General features: G+C 59.5%; 15 protein-coding genes. 7 read left to right on the top strand and 8 right to left on the bottom strand.

Features of this window, described 5'->3' with window-relative positions:
• Positions 1-264 precede the first annotated feature (264 nt).
• The 3 genes from RX717_RS00205 to RX717_RS00195 all read left to right on the top strand — a co-directional run bounded on the left by RX717_RS00205 (position 265) and on the right by RX717_RS00195 (position 2,689).
• Positions 265-1,203 (top strand): glycosyltransferase family 2 protein, encoded by a 939-nt coding sequence (locus RX717_RS00205; RefSeq protein WP_054326641.1) that lies wholly within the window; start codon positions 265-267, stop codon positions 1,201-1,203.
• On the top strand, positions 1,200-1,613 hold the full coding sequence (locus tag RX717_RS00200) for a GtrA family protein (RefSeq protein WP_054326640.1): 414 nt from the start codon (positions 1,200-1,202) through the stop codon (positions 1,611-1,613). Before RX717_RS00205 ends, RX717_RS00200 begins: the two co-directional genes overlap by 4 nt.
• A gap of 125 nt (positions 1,614-1,738) precedes the next feature.
• A complete protein-coding gene (locus RX717_RS00195) occupies positions 1,739-2,689 on the top strand; it encodes an S-layer homology domain-containing protein (protein ID WP_107631325.1) in 951 nt (316 codons plus the stop codon).
• Between the two features lie 40 nt (positions 2,690-2,729).
• On the opposite strand, the gene RX717_RS00190 is transcribed toward RX717_RS00195, so the two are convergent.
• On the bottom strand, positions 2,730-3,785 hold the full coding sequence (locus RX717_RS00190; protein ID WP_082396893.1) for a tyrosine-type recombinase/integrase: 1,056 nt from the start codon (positions 3,783-3,785) through the stop codon (positions 2,730-2,732).
• 224 nt (positions 3,786-4,009) lie between these two features.
• Here RX717_RS00190 and RX717_RS00185 point away from each other — a divergent pair, with 224 nt between their 5' ends.
• Complete coding sequence (locus RX717_RS00185) at positions 4,010-6,583, top strand: X2-like carbohydrate binding domain-containing protein (RefSeq protein WP_107631326.1); 2,574 nt, start codon at positions 4,010-4,012, stop codon at positions 6,581-6,583.
• Positions 6,584-6,768: 185 nt separating this feature from the next.
• Here RX717_RS00185 and RX717_RS00180 read toward each other — a convergent pair whose 3' ends face one another.
• The 5 genes from RX717_RS00180 to RX717_RS00160 are packed head-to-tail and all read right to left on the bottom strand — an operon-like array spanning position 6,769 to position 12,137.
• Positions 6,769-7,551, bottom strand: coding sequence for an MBL fold metallo-hydrolase (locus RX717_RS00180; RefSeq protein ID WP_316960476.1), 783 nt, complete (start codon positions 7,549-7,551; stop codon positions 6,769-6,771).
• A 25-nt stretch (positions 7,552-7,576) separates the two neighbouring features.
• Positions 7,577-8,530 carry an ABC transporter permease gene (locus RX717_RS00175; protein WP_107631328.1) on the bottom strand — a complete coding sequence of 318 codons (954 nt, stop codon included), beginning with the start codon at positions 8,528-8,530 and terminating at the stop codon, positions 7,577-7,579.
• Positions 8,531-8,541: 11 nt separating this feature from the next.
• Positions 8,542-9,489, bottom strand: coding sequence for an ABC transporter permease (locus RX717_RS00170; protein WP_054326634.1), 948 nt, complete (start codon positions 9,487-9,489; stop codon positions 8,542-8,544).
• Positions 9,486-11,003, bottom strand: a complete 1,518-nt coding sequence (locus tag RX717_RS00165) for a sugar ABC transporter ATP-binding protein (protein ID WP_054326633.1) — start codon at positions 11,001-11,003, stop codon at positions 9,486-9,488. The genes RX717_RS00170 and RX717_RS00165 overlap by 4 nt, the downstream gene beginning before the upstream one ends.
• Before the next feature lie 18 nt (positions 11,004-11,021).
• Entirely contained in the window at positions 11,022-12,137 is a 1,116-nt protein-coding gene (locus RX717_RS00160; RefSeq protein WP_054326632.1) for an ABC transporter substrate-binding protein, read from the bottom strand.
• A gap of 364 nt (positions 12,138-12,501) precedes the next feature.
• Here RX717_RS00160 and RX717_RS00155 point away from each other — a divergent pair, with 364 nt between their 5' ends.
• From RX717_RS00155 to RX717_RS00145, 3 genes are read left to right on the top strand one after another with little or no spacing between them, the layout of a single operon-like run.
• Positions 12,502-13,479 carry a substrate-binding domain-containing protein gene (locus RX717_RS00155; protein WP_054326631.1) on the top strand — a complete coding sequence of 326 codons (978 nt, stop codon included), beginning with the start codon at positions 12,502-12,504 and terminating at the stop codon, positions 13,477-13,479.
• Positions 13,476-14,894: a sensor histidine kinase gene (locus RX717_RS00150; protein ID WP_107631331.1), complete on the top strand. Its 1,419-nt coding sequence runs from the start codon at positions 13,476-13,478 to the stop codon at positions 14,892-14,894. Before RX717_RS00155 ends, RX717_RS00150 begins: the two co-directional genes overlap by 4 nt.
• Before the next feature lie 13 nt (positions 14,895-14,907).
• Positions 14,908-16,494, top strand: a complete 1,587-nt coding sequence (locus RX717_RS00145) for a response regulator (RefSeq protein WP_054326629.1) — start codon at positions 14,908-14,910, stop codon at positions 16,492-16,494.
• 45 nt (positions 16,495-16,539) lie between these two features.
• Here RX717_RS00145 and RX717_RS00140 read toward each other — a convergent pair whose 3' ends face one another.
• Positions 16,540-16,725 (bottom strand): PspA/IM30 family protein, encoded by a 186-nt coding sequence (locus RX717_RS00140; protein ID WP_316960475.1) that lies wholly within the window; start codon positions 16,723-16,725, stop codon positions 16,540-16,542.
• Positions 16,679-17,221 (bottom strand): PspA/IM30 family protein, encoded by a 543-nt coding sequence (locus tag RX717_RS00135; RefSeq protein ID WP_316960474.1) that lies wholly within the window; start codon positions 17,219-17,221, stop codon positions 16,679-16,681. The genes RX717_RS00140 and RX717_RS00135 overlap by 47 nt, the downstream gene beginning before the upstream one ends.
• Between the last annotated feature and the right edge of the window lie 29 nt (positions 17,222-17,250).

Below are 17,250 nucleotides of genomic sequence, written 5' to 3'. Positions count from 1 at the left end.
TCATTTCCATCCTTGGATATTATCGTAATTAAATTATAGCGTTTCCTCCCATTTCTCACAATAGCAGGCGGAAAAGTGTAACAATCGTGACATAAGCGGGTATAATGTTACAGGTTTGTTGCAATGCGGCCGTTTTTTCTTTACATCGATATGGCAAGGGATTAAAATAATTCCAGAGTATAAGGCTCCACTGCCCCATCCGCGCGGTCTTTCGCGGCTCCAACGTAGTGCCTGCCTTTGACCGCTTCAGAGAGGAGAAAAGCCATGCCCATAATCTCGATCGTGGTCCCCTGCTATAACGAGGAGGAGGCGCTGCCCCTGTTCTATCAGGAGGCAACCCGTGTTGCCGGGGAAATGTCAGGGATCGATTTTGAATTCGTATTCATCGACGACGGTTCGCGCGATAATACCCTGTCCGTGCTGCGCCGCCTTGCCGCGGCGGACAGACGCGTGCGGTTCGTATCGTTTTCACGCAATTTCGGTAAGGAGGCCGGCATGCTCGCCGGTCTGGAGGCCGCGACGGGCGATTACGTCGCCCTGATGGACGCGGACCTGCAGGACCCGCCCGCCCTGCTGCCCGAGCTGTATCGCGCGGTCACCGAGGAGGGCTACGACTGCGCCGCCACCCGCCGCACCACCCGCGCAGGCGAGCCTCCCATCCGGTCGTTTTTCGCGCGCCTGTTTTACCGGCTGATCCATAAAATATCCGACGCGGACATCGTGGACGGCGCGCGCGATTACCGCCTGATGCGGCGCGCCGTGGTGGACGCGATCCTGTCCATGCGCGAGTACAACCGTTTTTCCAAGGGAATATTCGGCTGGGTGGGCTTCCGCACCAAATGGATCCCGTTCGTCAACGTCGAGCGTGTGGCCGGCGAAACCAAGTGGTCGTTCTGGAAGCTGTTCCGCTATTCGCTGGAGGGGATCGTGGCTTTCTCGACCGTGCCGCTCGCGCTCGCATCCGTGCTGGGCGTGCTGCTGTGCCTGATCGCGTTCGTGTTCATCCTGGTGGTGCTGGTCAAGACGCTGGCGTTCGGCGATCCGGTCGGCGGCTGGCCGAGCATGATATGTGTCATTCTGTTCCTCGGCGGCGTGCAGCTTCTGTGCATCGGCATCCTCGGTCAGTACCTCTCCAAAACCTATCTGGAAACCAAGCGACGGCCGATCTATCTGGTGCGCGAAACGGAGGAAGGCATCAAATGAGCAGGCTGTCCGGCATTATTGACCAAAAGCTCGCCAGATTCCTGATTGTGGGCGTGGTCAACACGCTGGTCGGCACGGCGATCATGTTCGGGCTGTACAACCTTGCCCACTGCTCCTACTGGGTGTCAAGCGCGGCCAATTACCTGCTGACCAGCATCCTGAGCTTTTTCCTCAATAAATACTTTACCTTCCAGAGCAGCGAAAGGAGCGCGGGGGAGATCGTCCGCTTCGCGCTCAACATCGCGGCATGCTATCTTTTGGCCTACGGCATCGCCAAGCCGCTGTGCCGCGCACTCCTGTCCGGCGTGGCCGCGGGCGTGCGGGACAACGTCTCCATGTTCGCGGGCATGTGCCTGTTTACCGGCTTCAACTACCTTGGGCAGCGGTTTTTTGCGTTCCGCGGGAAATAAGCTTGCAATCCGGCCCGTATTGTGCTACCTTTTTTATAAAGGAGGTCCGCCACGGCGGGCATACCGGTTTCATCCAGAGAGGGAGCCGGAAAGGCCCTTCTCTGAGAAAAAGAGGAGGGTTTTTTGTGAAAAAATGTTTGCTTTCCCTGATTCTGGCCGTGTCTCTGTGCATGGGGTTAACCGTTCCGGCGTTTGCCGCACAGGCTGGGGACACCACGCTGACCGATATCCACGGCTGGCAGTACACGCTGTCCCAGCCGATCATCGGCACGGAAACCATGCAGGACGTTATTGGGGGAGACGAGTTTACCGTGCTTCTCGTTCCTGCCGGCACGGTGCTGACGGTGGATGCGCCGCGCGGCTTCTGTGTCAGCACCTATGATGCAACAAGGGGCTGGATCACCACATTTGATCTCCACATCAATACGCTTGCGCTGGAAACCGGCAAGACAGTGATGTGTGTCCAGGACAACGGCGGTGCGTATGCCGGCGAGCAGCGAACCGCTTTCCGCGCCGTGGAGCAGGGCGGCTCCACGACCCAGCCCGCACAGGACACGGAAACCGATACCGGCTTTTCCGACGTAAAGAGCGGCGCCTACTACGCGGACGCAGTTGCCTGGGCTGTTGAGCAGGGCATCACCACCGGCACCAGCGACACCACCTTCTCGCCCGAGGAGCTTTGCACCCGCGGCCAGATCATCACTTTCCTGTGGCGCGCGGCGGGTTCGCCCGAACCGGAAAGCATGGCGGGATATTTTGCCGACGTTTCGAAGGACAGCTATTATTTCAAGGCTACGCAGTGGGCAAATGAGCAGGATATGACCACCGGAATCGGCTTTGATCCGGACTATTCCTGCACCCGCGCGGATGCGGTGGACTTCATGTGGAAAATGGACGGCAAGCCGGAATCGGCCGCGCCCGCCGCTTTCACCGACGTTCCGGACTACTATACGGACGCGGTGGCTTGGGCGGTTGAGCAGGGCGTCACCACCGGCACCAGCGATACCACATTCTCCCCGTCCGATACCTGCACCCGAGGCCAGATCGTCACCTTCCTGTACCGCGCATTCGCATAAAGCAAACGTAAAAAGCGGCCATAAGGCCGCTTTTTACGCTTTACTGCAGCACGATCGCGGGCGTCGCGCCCTTGGCGATCGAGATCTTCTCCACATAGGGAACATGCGCGTAAACGTTCGCCGTGGTCGCGATATCCGCGTGGCCCAGCCATTCCTGGATCTGCTTGAGCGAAAAGCCCTGCTGGAGCAGGATGGTCGCAACCGAATGGCGCAGGTCGTGGAAGCGGATGCGCGGCAGCGCCGCCTTACGGCATACCCGCTCGAATTCGCGCGAAATATAGTCCGGCCGGAGGGGCGAACCGTCCTCATGGCAGCAGACATAGTCGGTCTTGCAGTATTTTTTGCCGTACCGCTTGCGGTTTTCGTTCTGGCGGCGGCGCAGGTCGCTCAGATAGCGCTTGAGTGAGTCGGAAAGCGGCAGGGTGCGGTAGCTGGACTTGGTCTTGACGCTGTCCGCGTAAATGACCCGCCCGCCCGACTGCACCGCCGTATGGTTGATGACCATGGTGCGGGCGCGCAGGTCGATCGCGCTCCAGCGCAGGCCCGCGCATTCGCTGCGGCGCAGGCCGTAGGTGGCCGCCAGCACGAACGCCGCCTCGGCCGGCGAGTGCAGCGCTGCGGCCAGGAATACGTTGATCTGCGTGCGGTTGTACACCTGCCCACGGTATTTGTAGCGCTTGGGCAGCATCACGTTGTCCGACGGGTTGAGCGGGATGATCTGCAGCGCGACCGCGTATTTCAGGCACTTGTGCATGATGGAGTGGAATTTGACGATCGAGGTCGGCGATAGGCCCTGCGAAAACTTCAGGTTGACAAAGTCCTGGAAATCCATCGGCCGCGCGGTGGCGAGCGTGGTGCCGCGCGCGGTGAAGAACGGCCGGATGTGCTTTTCAAACGCGTAGCGGTAGCCGTCCATCGTGTTTTCGCGGACCTGCGTTTTCATCTGGTCGAGCCACTGGTCCATAAAATCCACGAAAGAGGTTTTGGCCTCCTCCGAATAGCGCAGCCGCATCAGGTCCTCTGGACGCAGCATGAAGTGGATGTAACCGTCCTCCTCATAAATATGCGGCATACCCATAACAGGTGACATGTCCATCTTGATAAATCCCCTTTCCGCTTTTTTGATTGGATTTTATTTTATCACAAAAATTCGTATTTCGTCGAATTTTGTCGGTTTATTATGGATTAAGGGGCAGATGCTTCCATTTATGTATGATTTTTACATTGTTTAGGGTTCGGCCGCGTTTTCAAAAAATAACAGTACACAAACATTTCTTTTAATGGTAAAATAGGAATAACAATACCGAAGAGGTGATCGCTGTGAAAAGACTGATATCCGCAGTGCTGGCGGCCGCCATGCTGCTGTGCATGCTGCCGGCCGCGCTTGCTGCGTCCGATATCGAAAACCACTGGGCAAAAACCTATCTGACCGAGCTGCACGAGCTGGAGATCATCAACCCGTCCTCGTCCGGCCAGTACACGCCGGACCAGCCGATCGCCCGCTGGGAATTCATGCGCTATATCAACCGAGCGTTTGACTTCACCGAAAAAGCGTCCATCAGCTTTACCGACGTACCCTCCGGCTCCGCTTATTACGACATCGTCGCCACCGCTGTCTATTACGGCTATATCAACGGCGTGGGCAACAACAAAATGGACCCGCAGGGTACGCTTACGCGCGAGCAGGCCGCAACCATCCTGGGCCGCCTGCACAAGTATACGCCGGACGCCGATCCGGACGACATGACGTTTTCGGACAAATCCGCGGTGAGCAGCTATGCCCGCGCATACGTCGCCGAGGCGGTCGCGCTCAAGTACATCAACGGCTATCCCAACGGCACCTTTAAGCCGCAGGGTACCATCACCCGCGGCGAGATCGCCAAGATCCTATATTATTTTCTCGGCACCTCCCTGCATAAGGAGGGCGGCAGCTACACTGGCGCGGATCTGGACAGCGTTACCGACAACGTCTCCATCACCCGGCCCTGCACCCTGTCCAACGCAACCATCGACGGCAACCTCTATATCACCGAGGGGGTTGGTGCCGGAAGCGTGACCCTGCAGAATGTCACGGTGGAGGGCAGGATCATCGTCTCCGGCGGCTCGGTCGTGCTGAACGGCGTGTCCGCGCTCGACCTGACCGTTTCCAGCCCCTGCGACCAGACGCTCTCCGTCACCTGCTCGGGCAACACCAGCATCGCGCATACTGAGGTGCAGTCGGACGCCATGCTGTATGAAAGCGGCCTGGGCATCAGCGCAGGCGGCCTCTCCGATCTGGACGTCAACGGCGAAAACCTTTCGCTGACGCTGGACGCCGCACTCTGGGACGTCAACGTCAAGCAGGCCTGCACCATCCTCACGACCGGCAGCACCACGATCGACAGCCTGACCGCGGACGGCAAGGTCACGCTCACCGGCGGCGGCTCGGTACAGAAGGCCGCGCTCAACGTCAGCGGGTGCGACCTGGTGATGGAGCCCTCCACTGTCGAGCTGGCCAGCGGCGTGACCGCGACCATCGCCGGAGAGAGCGTGCAGTCCTCCAACAGCATTTCCATCTCCCCCGCCGCGCTGACGTTCGACGCCGGCAACGCGGATTCCATCGCCCATTCCTATGACTTTACCTTCAACGCGGATAAGGACGACCTGGTCCGCATCACCGTGGATGGCGACACGCTCACGCTCGGCGAGGATTACAACCTGCTGACCGATAAAAACGGCATCCGCATTTACAAGACCTATCTCACCACGCTCGAGGCCGGCACCTATACGGCCAAGCTCACGTTCTCGGACCGCTCGACCGCCGCGCTCACTATCATCACGAGCAATTCCGGCCAGATGGCGGTCAGCCCTTCGCAAATCACGTTTGACAAATACGAGGAATCCGCGGGCTACGCCAATGTGCCGCTCACGGTCTCCACACCGGCCGGCGTGACGCTCAGCAGCATCAAGCTCGGCAGCACAGTACTCGAACGCGGCACGGACTACACCTACAACACCTCCACCGGCCAGGTGGTGCTGATGGCCGAAACGCTCGCCAAAAAGAGCAAGGGTTCGTACACCATCAGCTTCGTACCCAGCAAGGGTTCGACCACCACCTGCTCTCTGACCATCACGGACTCCAAGCCGGTCAACAAGATCGCGCCGGAGGAGGTCGATTTTGACGCGAACACCAGCTCCGGCGGCTACCGCGATATCGCCGTCACCCTGACGCCCGCCAACGGCGCGGAGCTGCGCAGGATCCGCTGCAATAACAAGGAGCTGGAGGAGGACTGGCAGTATAAGGTCAGCGGCAACCAGGTCACGCTGAACAAATCCGCGATTTCCGAATTTGCGGAAAAGGGCGCGTCCTATGCGGATTTCACCTTCGTCATGTCGAACGGCCAGAACCCCACGCTCCGCGTCAACTATGTCACCACCTATGCGCTGACCGCGAGCGTCGTGGACGACCTCGGCCTGCCGATCGAGGGCGCGTCCGTCACCTTTACGCCTGCGGACTCCGCCACCGGCACGGCCACCCAGACCGCCACCACAGACGAGGACGGCAAAGCCACCGTATACGTCAAGCGCGGCTCCTATACGCTGACCGCGGCGCATGAGCGCTTTACCGAATCGATCTCGCAGACAACGAGCGTATCCTCCTCCCGCACGGTCAAGATGACCGGCGAGATACTGGAAAACGTGCAGGTTGTCGTCACCAACAAATACGGCGCCATGCTGTCGGGCGCGGTCGTTTCGATCGGCGGCAAGGCGGCCACCACCGGCGCGGACGGCGTTGCCTCGTTCAGCCTCCGCCGCGACAATTATGTCATCCAGGTCTCCTGCAGCGGCTATACCACAACGACCAAACCCATCACAGTCACCGGCAGTATCCGCACACAGGTGCAGCTTGAGTGACGGCTATACCGGAACAACAACGCCGCCCGGCGCAGGCTGGGCGGCGTTTGTTATTTCCCAAAACGAAAGGCCGGTTTATCCGGCCTTTCGTTTGTCCTGACAAGGGACTGGTATAAAGAGAAGAAAAGAAGTTCGTTTACCGGTAAAATGATGGGAAATGGCGGTAGCTGCGGTCCTCCTCCAGATCATGCGAAAAAAATCAGCTTAGCCTGGTATTCCCGCTCGAGCCTGCGCAGGCGTCTGACGCTTTTTTCATAGCCCAGACTGTCGTACAGGATGGTGGTCGGCCTGGTCGGCGGGCCGTAATTGAGGCGGCAGGAGCAGGCGTCGTTCGGAAACAGGTAGTTCCCGTTTTCCGCCTCCAACAGCAGCACCGCAACCGCCGGCGTGTGTCCGGACATCAGGAACAGCCGGACGCCTGGGAACAGCTCGACGTCCTCCTCAAGCAGGTGATAGGTAATCCCGCCCGCGGTGACGACGCTGCGCCAATAGGGGGAGGTGGTCTTCCGCTCCTCGTCATTGGTCAGTGCTGAGAGGCAGGCATACGCAAAATCCTCTCGGGGTACATACACGTTCTGCGCTGCTTTGGTACCCTTGAAAAACTTGATGCCGCCTGCGTGGTCATAATGCATATGGGACAAAATAATACAGGAAATATCCGAAAGCTCGATGCCGTGCCTGGGTAATATCCGATCGACATAATCCTCCCGTTCCATGCGGGGCTGGAAATATTCCTTCCAGTAATCCGGACGGGGGATGCCGTCTTCCCCGTCTGGGAAATCGCCAACATCATACAGGATATAGCCAGCCTCCGGATGGCGGATCAGGATAAACGACGCGGGAAACTCGGAGAACACGCTCTCCGTCCGCGGCTGGTGCGCGGTCGCCGGATTGGGTACCGCCACGTTAAAGGCCGGATCGTTCCAGATCGACCCATACCGGATGATGGCAAATTCAAGTCCTTTCATTTGTTTTGCTCCTTTATGCAGGGGGTTAGTCGTCTTTCTTCATTCCGCTGAGCAGCAGGCCCACCAGGATGATTACACCTTGGATGATATTCTGGTCCCCTGCGTCCATGTTGAGTACCGCGATCAGGCTGGACATGACCACCATGAACAGGCTGGCGAGTATGGTGCCGAAAATGCTGCCCTTGCCGCCGGTGAACGCCGCGCCGCCGAGCAGCGCGACCGCGATCGAGCGCGTCTGGTAGTCCTCGCCGAGCTGCAGGCTGGCGGTGCCGATATAGGCGGATATCTGCAGCCCTGCAAGCGCGGCAAACAGGCCGCAGAGCACATAGCAGGTCAATTGTATCCGCACTGGATCAACGCCCGACTGGTACACTGCCATTGGATTGACGCCGGTCGCCATGATATACCGTCCGATCGGCAGGAAACGCATGACCAGTATCACCACCGCCGCTATCACCAGCCAGACGATTGCGGCCATCGGTATCTTTCCGGCAAAGCCGGTACCCAGAAAACGGAAGTTATCCGGAATCGAGCCTTTCGGCGAGCCGCCGCTGTACAGCAGCGTCACGCCCAGCAGCAGCGTGCTCATGCCCAATGTAACCACAAAGCTCGGCATATGCATGACCGCGCACAGGAAGCCGTTGACCAGACCCACCACCATGCCGATGCACAGGCATAACAGCGCGACCGGCACGGCGCGGGACGGGTCGTTCATCATCATCTGCGCGGCAACCACGTCGATCAGCACCATGACTGCCGCGACCGACAGATCCAGCCCGCCGATCATCATAACGATGGTCTGGCCGATCGCGACCAGGATCATCGGCGCCGCCTGTCGGGTAAAGTCAAGCAGGTGCGCCGGCTTGACCGAGTTCGGGGACACAAAGCCCAGTATCACCACCAGCAGGAGCAGGCCCCAGAAAATGATGGGAACGTTCAGCCTGGCAAAGCGGTCTTTCCATTTTATGCTTTTTTCCATTTGCACCGCCCTCACCCTTTCTGCTTATCCTTGATTGAGAATACCAGCACCGTGACCAGCAGGATTAAGCCCTTGAAAACATACTGATAATACGAGCTGACGCCGACCATGTTCAGGATATTGCTGATTCCGGTCAGGATAAAGGTCGAGGCCAACAGGCCCACGATATTGCCCTGGCCCCCGAACAGGCTCACGCCGCCCAGTACGCACACGGTCACGGAATCCATACTGTAGGTCTCGCCCAGCGTGGCGTCGCCCGAGCCCATGCGCGCGGCGACGCAAATGCCGCCCACCGCCGCCAGGACCGAGCACAGGATATGCGCCTGCATGCGCACCCGCCCGACCGGTATGCCGGAAAGTGCGGCGGTCGTCGGGTTGCCACCGACCGCATACAGATTCCGTCCCAGACGGCGGCTGCCCAGCAGCCAGACCAGCAGCGCGCCGGCCACCGCCCACAGCAGCACCGCGTGCGGGAAAATGCCGATCCGCCCGAACAGCAGATCCATGAATTCATAGGGGATCGACCCGCCCGGTACGGGCCGGATTTTGAGCGCGACGCCGTTGACGATGCACATGGTGGACAGCGTCATGATAAACGGCGGGATGCGCAGGCGCACGATGCCGAAGCCGTTGAACACACCGACCAGCGCGCCCGCGGCCAGCGTAAGGAGGATATTGAGCAGGATACCCGCCGCGCCGCCGGACAGCTCCAGCGACATGATCGCGGTAGACATGCTGACCACCGCGCCGACCGACAGGTCAATGCCCGCCAGCAGTATGGTCAGCACCTGGCCGAGCGCCACGATGCCAAGCCCCACCGCCTGCTCCATGATGTTGCCGAGGTTGATTCCGGTCAGGAAGCGCGGAGAGGATACCGCGCCCACCACCGCAACGGCCAGCAGGATCGCGTAAACGATAAACAGATTGTCATGCCTTTTGATAAACGCACGCAGATTCATACCGCCGCCTCCTTCGCCACGCCCGTCGCAAGGCGCATCACGCTTTCCTCGGTCGCGTCCGCCGCTGCAAGCTCGCCGCTGATGCCGCCGCCGTAAACAACCAGGATGCGGTCGCTGACATTGAGCACCTCCATCAGGTCGCTTGATACCATCACGACTGCGACCTGTTCCTCGCGCGCCAGCTTTTTGAGCAGCGTATAAATCTCGATCTTTGCCGCCACGTCGATGCCGCGCGTGGGCTCATGCACCAAAAGGACCTTGGGTGCGGGCGACAGGCATTTCCCGAGCAATACCTTCTGCTGGTTGCCGCCGGACAGCTTTCGCACCAGCTTGGCCGAGCTTTCCGCCTTAATGTTCATCAGCTCCATGTAGCGCTGCGTTTCCTGCCGTTCCGCCTGCACGGTGAGGAACGGTCCGGTCTTCAGCCTGCGGAATACCGGCAGGCTGATGTTGCGATAGATCGGCAGGTCCAGGCACAAGCCCTCGTTCTTCCGGTCATCGGTCAGGAAGGTGACGCCGTGCGCCATCGCCTCCCTGGTGCTGCGGATACGGACCTCCTGCCCGTCAATAAAGATTTTCCCCGCGGCCAGCCGGTGCAGCCCAAACAGCGCACGCAGCAGCTCCCGCTGTCCCTGTCCCTCCAGTCCGGTCACGCCGAGTATCTCTCCCGCGCGGACGGAAAAACTTGCCGGCCCCTTGCCGGGCGCAATCACCAGGCCTTCGGCCTGCAGCCGTACCTCTCCCGCCGCCGCCTCGTCGCGCGGCGGGAAAATATTATCCAGCTTGCGGCCGACCATCAGGCTAACCACCTCGTCCTTTGTCGTCTCCTCCGTGCGCAGGGTCGCGGCCATAACACCGTCCTTGAGCACGGTAATACGGTCCGAGATATCAAACACCTCGTTTAGGCGGTGGGATATGTAAATGATCGTCCGTCCTTCGTCCCGCAGCCGACGCATGGCCGCGAACAGCGAGCTTACCTCTACCGGCGTGAGCGCCGCGGTCGGCTCGTCCATAATGATGATCTGGGTATCCAGCTCGATCGCTTTCATGATCTCGACCATCTGCTGCTGCGCCACCGTCAGGCTGCACACCGGCGCATCCGGTTCCAGTTCCATGCGCATCATGCGGGACAGCTCCTCTGTACGCCGCCGCATGGCTGGAAAATCAAGGTTCCCACCCTTTTTCCGCAGTTGACGCCCTAAAAAGATATTTTCCGCGATGCTCATGTGCGGCACCAGATTAAATTCCTGATGGATGATGCTGACGCCCGCCTGCTGCGCCTGCAGCGTGCCGGTGAATTTGACCGGCTTGCCGTTCAGGTACAGCTCGCCCGACGTCGGCTGGTAGACGCCGGAAAAAATACGCATCAGCGTGGATTTTCCGGCGCCGTTTTCCCCAACGAGGGTATGGATCTCGCCGGACGTACAGCTAAAGTTTACATGATCAAGCACCAGGTTATCGTAAAACGATTTGCAGATGTCCTTAGCTTCGAGAACCGTCTGTCGCAAATCCATTCCCTCTCTTCCTGTCAGTCACTCAAGATAGTACTGGTCCGCTACCTCCTTGGGCATCTTGGTGTTGCACCAATAGGCATCCGAGTATTCCGGCCGGACATACTGGTCAATATCGGCGTCGGTAATCGTCGGCACCGGAATATAGTTGTACTTTTCGATCGGCTCGCCGGCCAGCGCCTTGAGCGCGGCCTCAAGCGCGACCTCGCCCTGCCAAGCGGCATCGCTCGCCGCGATGGACTTGAAGCCTTCGGACTGCGCTTCTTTCCACAGCTTGAGGAAACCGTTGCTGTCCTCGCCGGTCATCGGTACCAGCGGGCGTCCTGCCGCCTGGAACGCTTCGATCGCGCCTTGCGTCATGGCACCGCCCTGCGACCATACGCCGTCAATATCCGGATAGGCCGCGAGCGCCTGCTCGGTCGCCTGCTTGCCCTTGTCATAGGCCCAGTCGGCATAATAGGTGGCGAGGATATTGATGTTCTTGCCGCCGTCCGGCAGCTCGTCCAGCGCTTTTTGCAGCCCTTGGTGGCGCATCTCGCCGACACCCGCGCCGGCCGTGCCGTCCAGAACGATGATGTTGCCCTTGCCATCCAGCTCATTGAGCAGCCATTTGCCCATAACATAGCCGAACTCGATCGCGTCCGTACCCACATAGCCGGTAAACGCACTCTCGTCCTCTACCTCGGAGTTGAAGACAATGACCGGTATGCCCTGGTCGATCGCTTTCCTGGTCACCGCGTTGGTGGCGGTCGTGGAGCCCGGCGCGACCAGCAGCGCATCGATGCCGCGCGCCATCAGGTCCTGAATATCGGATACCTGCTTGGAGGTATCGCCGCCCGCGTCCGTCGTATACAGGGTCACGCCCGCCTGCTCGGCCGCGTATTCCAGCTCGCGCACCATCTGCACGCGGAACGTGTTGACCACCGAGATGTTGGAAAAGCCAATGGTATACGGCCCGTCCTTCTTGAACTGCGAGGTATCCACCATGCCCTCGCCCACATCCGTGGTTTCGGCCTGGGCGTCACCCATATCCTCATCGGTCTGGCCGCCTGTTGTCTGGCCGCCGTTACCGCAGGCGGTCAGGGTCAGCATGCCCGCCAGCAGCAGGCTCAGTAATGACAGCATTCTCTTTTTCATAATATTGCCTCCTTATCTCTTGTCTCTTTCTTCTCCGTCTCCTGTCGGATCGCAGTTTTAGTATAAGGGTCAGTTCCCCGCATGGAAATGCACAAACTTACGAGAAATTTTCGCAGCCCGCCCCACTAACAAAAAAATATCAGAAAAATTCGTACCTCCTCCATTTTCCGCATTATTTTTTCTACATTCCCCATTTATTTTTCGTATTTTTTGCAAATATACAACATTTTCCTACACAATGCACCCATGCGGAATTTGTTTCCAGTTGCAACAGCCTCCGGTTTCCGATATGATTTTTTATTATGGTATACTGTTGCAGCCGCGCGTTTTATCCGCTGCGCCGGACGGAAATGGAGGAATGCTCATGCCGGTCAGAAAACCGCTCCTGCTCGCGATCGCCGCGATTGTCGCCGGCATGCTGCTGGTGGAAAGCGTGATCCTGTTCCAGCCCTCCGGCCGCGGCACGGCCACGCCTGACGTTGTGATCGGCCTTGTGCTGACCGACTGCGAGGACGACTGGAAGCAGCAGATGTACGACAGCATCCAGCAGGCCGCGCGCCGCAGCCATATCCAGGTAACCACCATCCAGACCGCGCGCACGCAGGCCGACCAGATCGACGCGATCCGCACGCTCCTGGTTTACCGGACGAATGCCATCATCTTTTCCCCGGTAATGGAAAACGGCTGGGAATACATCCTGTCCGAAGCCGCAGAGGCTGAAATCCCGCTGATTACGATTAACGAGCGTCTGTCCCAATCCGCCGCGGGCGGCCCGCAGGATAGCGCCTGTCAGGTCTACCATGTCGGCTTCGACTATTACGCCCTGTCCGGACAGCTTGCGGCAACGCTGTGCCAAAGCGGCAGCGACGGGTTCCAGCTCGTCCAGCTCGGCGGCACGGTAGCCTCCTCGGCGGCGCACGATATCTCGGACGGGTTTCAGGATTCGCTTTCCCAAAGCAGCCAATACCGTCTCTGCTTCAGCGTGGGCGGGGATTATATGCGCTCGCGCGCCTATGAGCTGATCCGCTCCCTGCTGCGCAACGAATATGAATTCGACACCGTGCTGTCCTATAACGATGGAATGACGCTCGGCGTGATCGACGCGCTCGAGGCAAACGGCCTGCGGCCGGGCAGCGACGTGCGTATATTTTCCCTCGGCGGCGGGGAAAGCGTGATGCAGGCCTTTTCCGATGGCAAAATCAACGCGCTCGGCCAGTGCGACCTCACCGATTTCGGCACAACGGTCATCGATCTGGTCTGGATGCTGGAACAAGGCGGGTCGCCCGCTGAGAACACGCTTCTCCCCGGGACCCTGCTGGTCAACGGAGGGATCGGGCCATGAAAAAACAGCAGAGCATTCAGCGCCGCCTGCATTCCTCTTATCTGTTCATCGTGGGCCTGCTGTCCGTGCCGACCGTACTTCTGCTCCTGTTCCTGCTTCCCACGACCGCGCGTTACCACCAGCATATCAACTATATCTCGGATGCGCGCGCCATCGTTGATCTGTCCGGCGCCCGCCTGGAAAGCGAGCTTTGGGATATCGTTGCCGGAAACCAGGCTTACCAGGCAGGAGCGCAGGAGCATATCATGGATGAGATCTCCACCCGCCTGGACCGCCTGCTTTACGAAACCGAAATCTATGAAAGCCGCCAGCAGGTAGAGGCCGCCGTGCGGCTCGTGGATACGATGTCCTCCTATATGGAGGAGCTGGGCGCACCCTCCTACCGCCATTCGGTCATGTATTCCAACGAGCAGATCCTGCGCGAGATCCGAAGCGTGTCCGACCTGCTCCACACGGTCCTACAGGAGTATATTTTCATTGAGATCGGCGTGATCTCGGATATCAACGGACAGCTGCGCTCCTGCTCGATCGCAATCACCTTTCTCGCCGCGCTGCTGCTGCTGGTGATCATCATGGCGGCGGTGGATTCCTGCCGGTCGGTGCAGCGGGACATCCGCGAGCCGATCGGCAGGCTGGAGGCCATGTCGGTCCAGCTCGCGGCGGGCAATCTGGAGGCGCGCGCCGCGCCGCCCTCCGTATCCGAGCTGGACACCCTGACCCGCAGCCTCAACACCATGGCCGACCAGCTTGACGAGCTGATCGAGAACCGCATTGCGGACCAGCGCAGTCTGCGCAAAGCAGAAATGCGCACCCTGCAGGCGCAGATCACCCCGCATTTTATTTATAACACGCTGGATACGATCGTCTGGCTGGCACAGCAGAAGGAAAATCAGGCGGTCGTGGATATCACTATGGCGCTGACCCAGTTTTTCCGTATCTCGCTGAGCGGCGGCAGCGACTATATCACTGTCGGCCAGGAGCTGTCCCATGTGGAAAGCTATCTGAAAATACAGGCCGTGCGCTATGAAAGCATCATGCAGTACCGCATCGATGTGGAGGCGTCGCTCGCCCCCTGTCCCATACTCAAGCTGTTGCTTCAGCCCCTTGTGGAGAACGCGATCTATCACGGCATCAAGAAAAAGCGGGGGCGCGGCCTGATCACTGTCACCGGCCGGCGCAATCCCGACCAGACCATGACGTTCTCAGTGTCGGATACCGGCATCGGCATGCCCGCGGAGCGGCTGGCAGAGGTGCGCGCGGCGCTGACCTCGGACGCCGGCCCGCAGGCCGGCTTCGGCCTGTACAACGTCAACCAGCGTATCCGCCTTTATTACAACAACTCCGGCCTGGATATTCAAAGCGCCTACCGGTCCGGCACGACCATATCATTCACCATCCCCTGCCGTATGGACTGACGGAGGAAACACCATGTATCAATTATTTATTGTGGACGACGAGGAGGTCGTGCGCAAAGGCATCCGCGAACTCCTGCAGAGCGCGGAAAACCAATACGCCATCTGCGGGGAAGCCTCGGATGGCGAGCTGGCCCTGCCCATGATCCAGGAGCTTAAGCCGGATATCCTGCTGACCGATATCCGCATGCCCTTTCTGGACGGCCTGGAGCTGTGCGAAATGATCCGCGCGAAAATGCCTTGGGTGCATATCCTCATTTTGAGCGGCCACGACGAATTTGAATACGCGCGCAAGGCGGTCTCGCTCGGCGTGGATGAATACATCCTCAAGCCGGTCACCATGCCGCAGCTTCTGGGAAGCCTGGAAAAGACCGCGCGCAAGATCGAGGAGGAGCGCGCCTCCTATTTCACCGGCCTAGATACGGAAAACGCCTCCGCGCGCAAACGCGGTGTAATGGTCAGCCATTTCCTCAACGAGCTGCTGGATGAGGTCTTTTCCGCCTCGGACGCGCTGGCGCGGGCGGAAAAGCTCGGCCTTTCGCTCGCCGCGCGGCAATATCTGATCTGCTGCCTGGACATCCGCTCGGATACAGGGGATGTTTCGGAAAGTCTGCTGCGCCGCCAATTCTGCCTGCTGCTCGGCCGCATGCTCGACGAACGGGAGGATATCCTGTGGTGCGGCCGCGGGGACGGCTTCCTCCTGCTGCTCAAGGCCGGAGAAAATGATGGACTCCTTGAAACCGCCTATGAAACCGCGCAGGCGCTCAAGCACGAGGCCGAACGCATGATGAACGCCAGCCTTTCCGCCGGCATCGGCTCGATCGTGCCGCGGCTGAGCGAGCTGCCGCGCTCCTATCAGGATGCCAGGCGCTCGCTCGGCGGGCTGGTCGGCCAGCCGCACGGCTCAATCCTCAGCGCGCTTGATCTGGAACACGGCCTGTTCCCCCAGTTCGATTTCACCGAAGCAGTCCCGCTTGCGGAACGGTTGCGCCACGTGTCGCAGGAGGATATCGATTTCCTGCTCGAGCACCACTTCGGCTCCGCGCGTGAGGAAAACGGCTCCAGCCTATTGTACCGGTATTACCTGCTGGCCGATCTGGTCGTTTCCTCCATGCGCCTGCTACAGAGCATCGACGCGGAGCAGCCCGCCATCCTGCGGGACGCTGGAAACAGCGATACCCTGATGAAAGCTGTTGTGACCTATCCGGACACGCTTGCCTTTGCCCGCTCGCTGGTGGAGGCCGTCATCCTGCAGCGCGACCGCAAGCAGGGCGTGCGGTACGGGGAGGAGCTGCAACGCGCCAAGGACTATATCCGCCGGCATTTTGCGGACAACGACCTTTCGCTCAACACGGTGGCGGCCGAGGTGGGCTTCAGCCCCAACCATTTCAGCACGGTATTTTCCCAGCAGATGGGACAGACCTTTGTGGAATACCTGACGCGGTTCCGCGTCGAGCGGAGCAAACGCCTGCTGCGCGAGACCGACCTGCGGCTCGCCGACATCGCCTACGCCATCGGCTACAATGAGCCGCACTATTTCAGCTATATTTTTAAAAAATACACCGGCATATCGCCCAGTGTCTACCGGAAACAGGCGCAATAAAAAGGGGAGAGCGGCTTCGCTCTCCCCTTTGCTCTGGCTGACCGGTTACAGGCCCATCTCTGCTTTCAGTCTGGCAAGCTCTTCGTCTACCGCGGAGGAAGCGCCCGCTTGGGCGTATTTCTTTTCCAGCTCCGCGGCTTCGTCCTTCGGCTGCCCGTTCAGCTCGGCCATCGCGCTTGAACGGTCAAGCATCTCGTCGGCCTTGGCCTCCATGCGCTCGAACGCGCTCATCGCACCCGCGGCCTTGTCCGCGGACGAGGAAAAACTCGTTGACCTTCTGCTGGGTCTTGGCAACCGCGACCTTTGCCTTAATCATTTCGCGGCGGGCGTTCAGCGTGCCAATGTCCTCGACCAGCTTATCGTGCATCTGGCGCATCTTCTGTGCGTTTTCGTGCGCGGCGTCATAGGTCGCCTGCAGCGAGGCGGCCTTTTCAGTAAGCCGCTGCTTTTTGGCGAGGAACACGCGCGCGTCGCCCTCATTTCCAGCCTGCAGCGCCTTGCGCGCCAAACCGTCGTATTTTTCGGTCTCGACCCGATTATCCTCCACCATGCGCCTTGCGCGAGATTCCTGCGCCATCACGCCCGCGGTCTCCTTTTTTACCTCGGCCAAGTTCTCGGTCAGGTCGCGCAGGTATTGGTCGATCATTTTCGCCGGATCCTCCGCCCGATCGAGCAGGTCGTTGATGTTTGCCTTGATAATGTCGGTGAAACGTTCTAGAATGCCCATGATTTTTTACTCCTTTTCCACACGGTTTC

Origin of the sequence: Intestinibacillus sp. NTUH-41-i26 (assembly GCF_032769475.1) — a bacterium.
In the GTDB taxonomy this organism is placed as follows: Bacteria; Bacillota; Clostridia; order Oscillospirales; family Butyricicoccaceae; genus Agathobaculum; species Agathobaculum ammoniilyticum.
The sequence above is the reverse complement of the archived record's forward strand: the minus strand, read 5'-3'. Positions and strand labels throughout refer to the sequence as shown.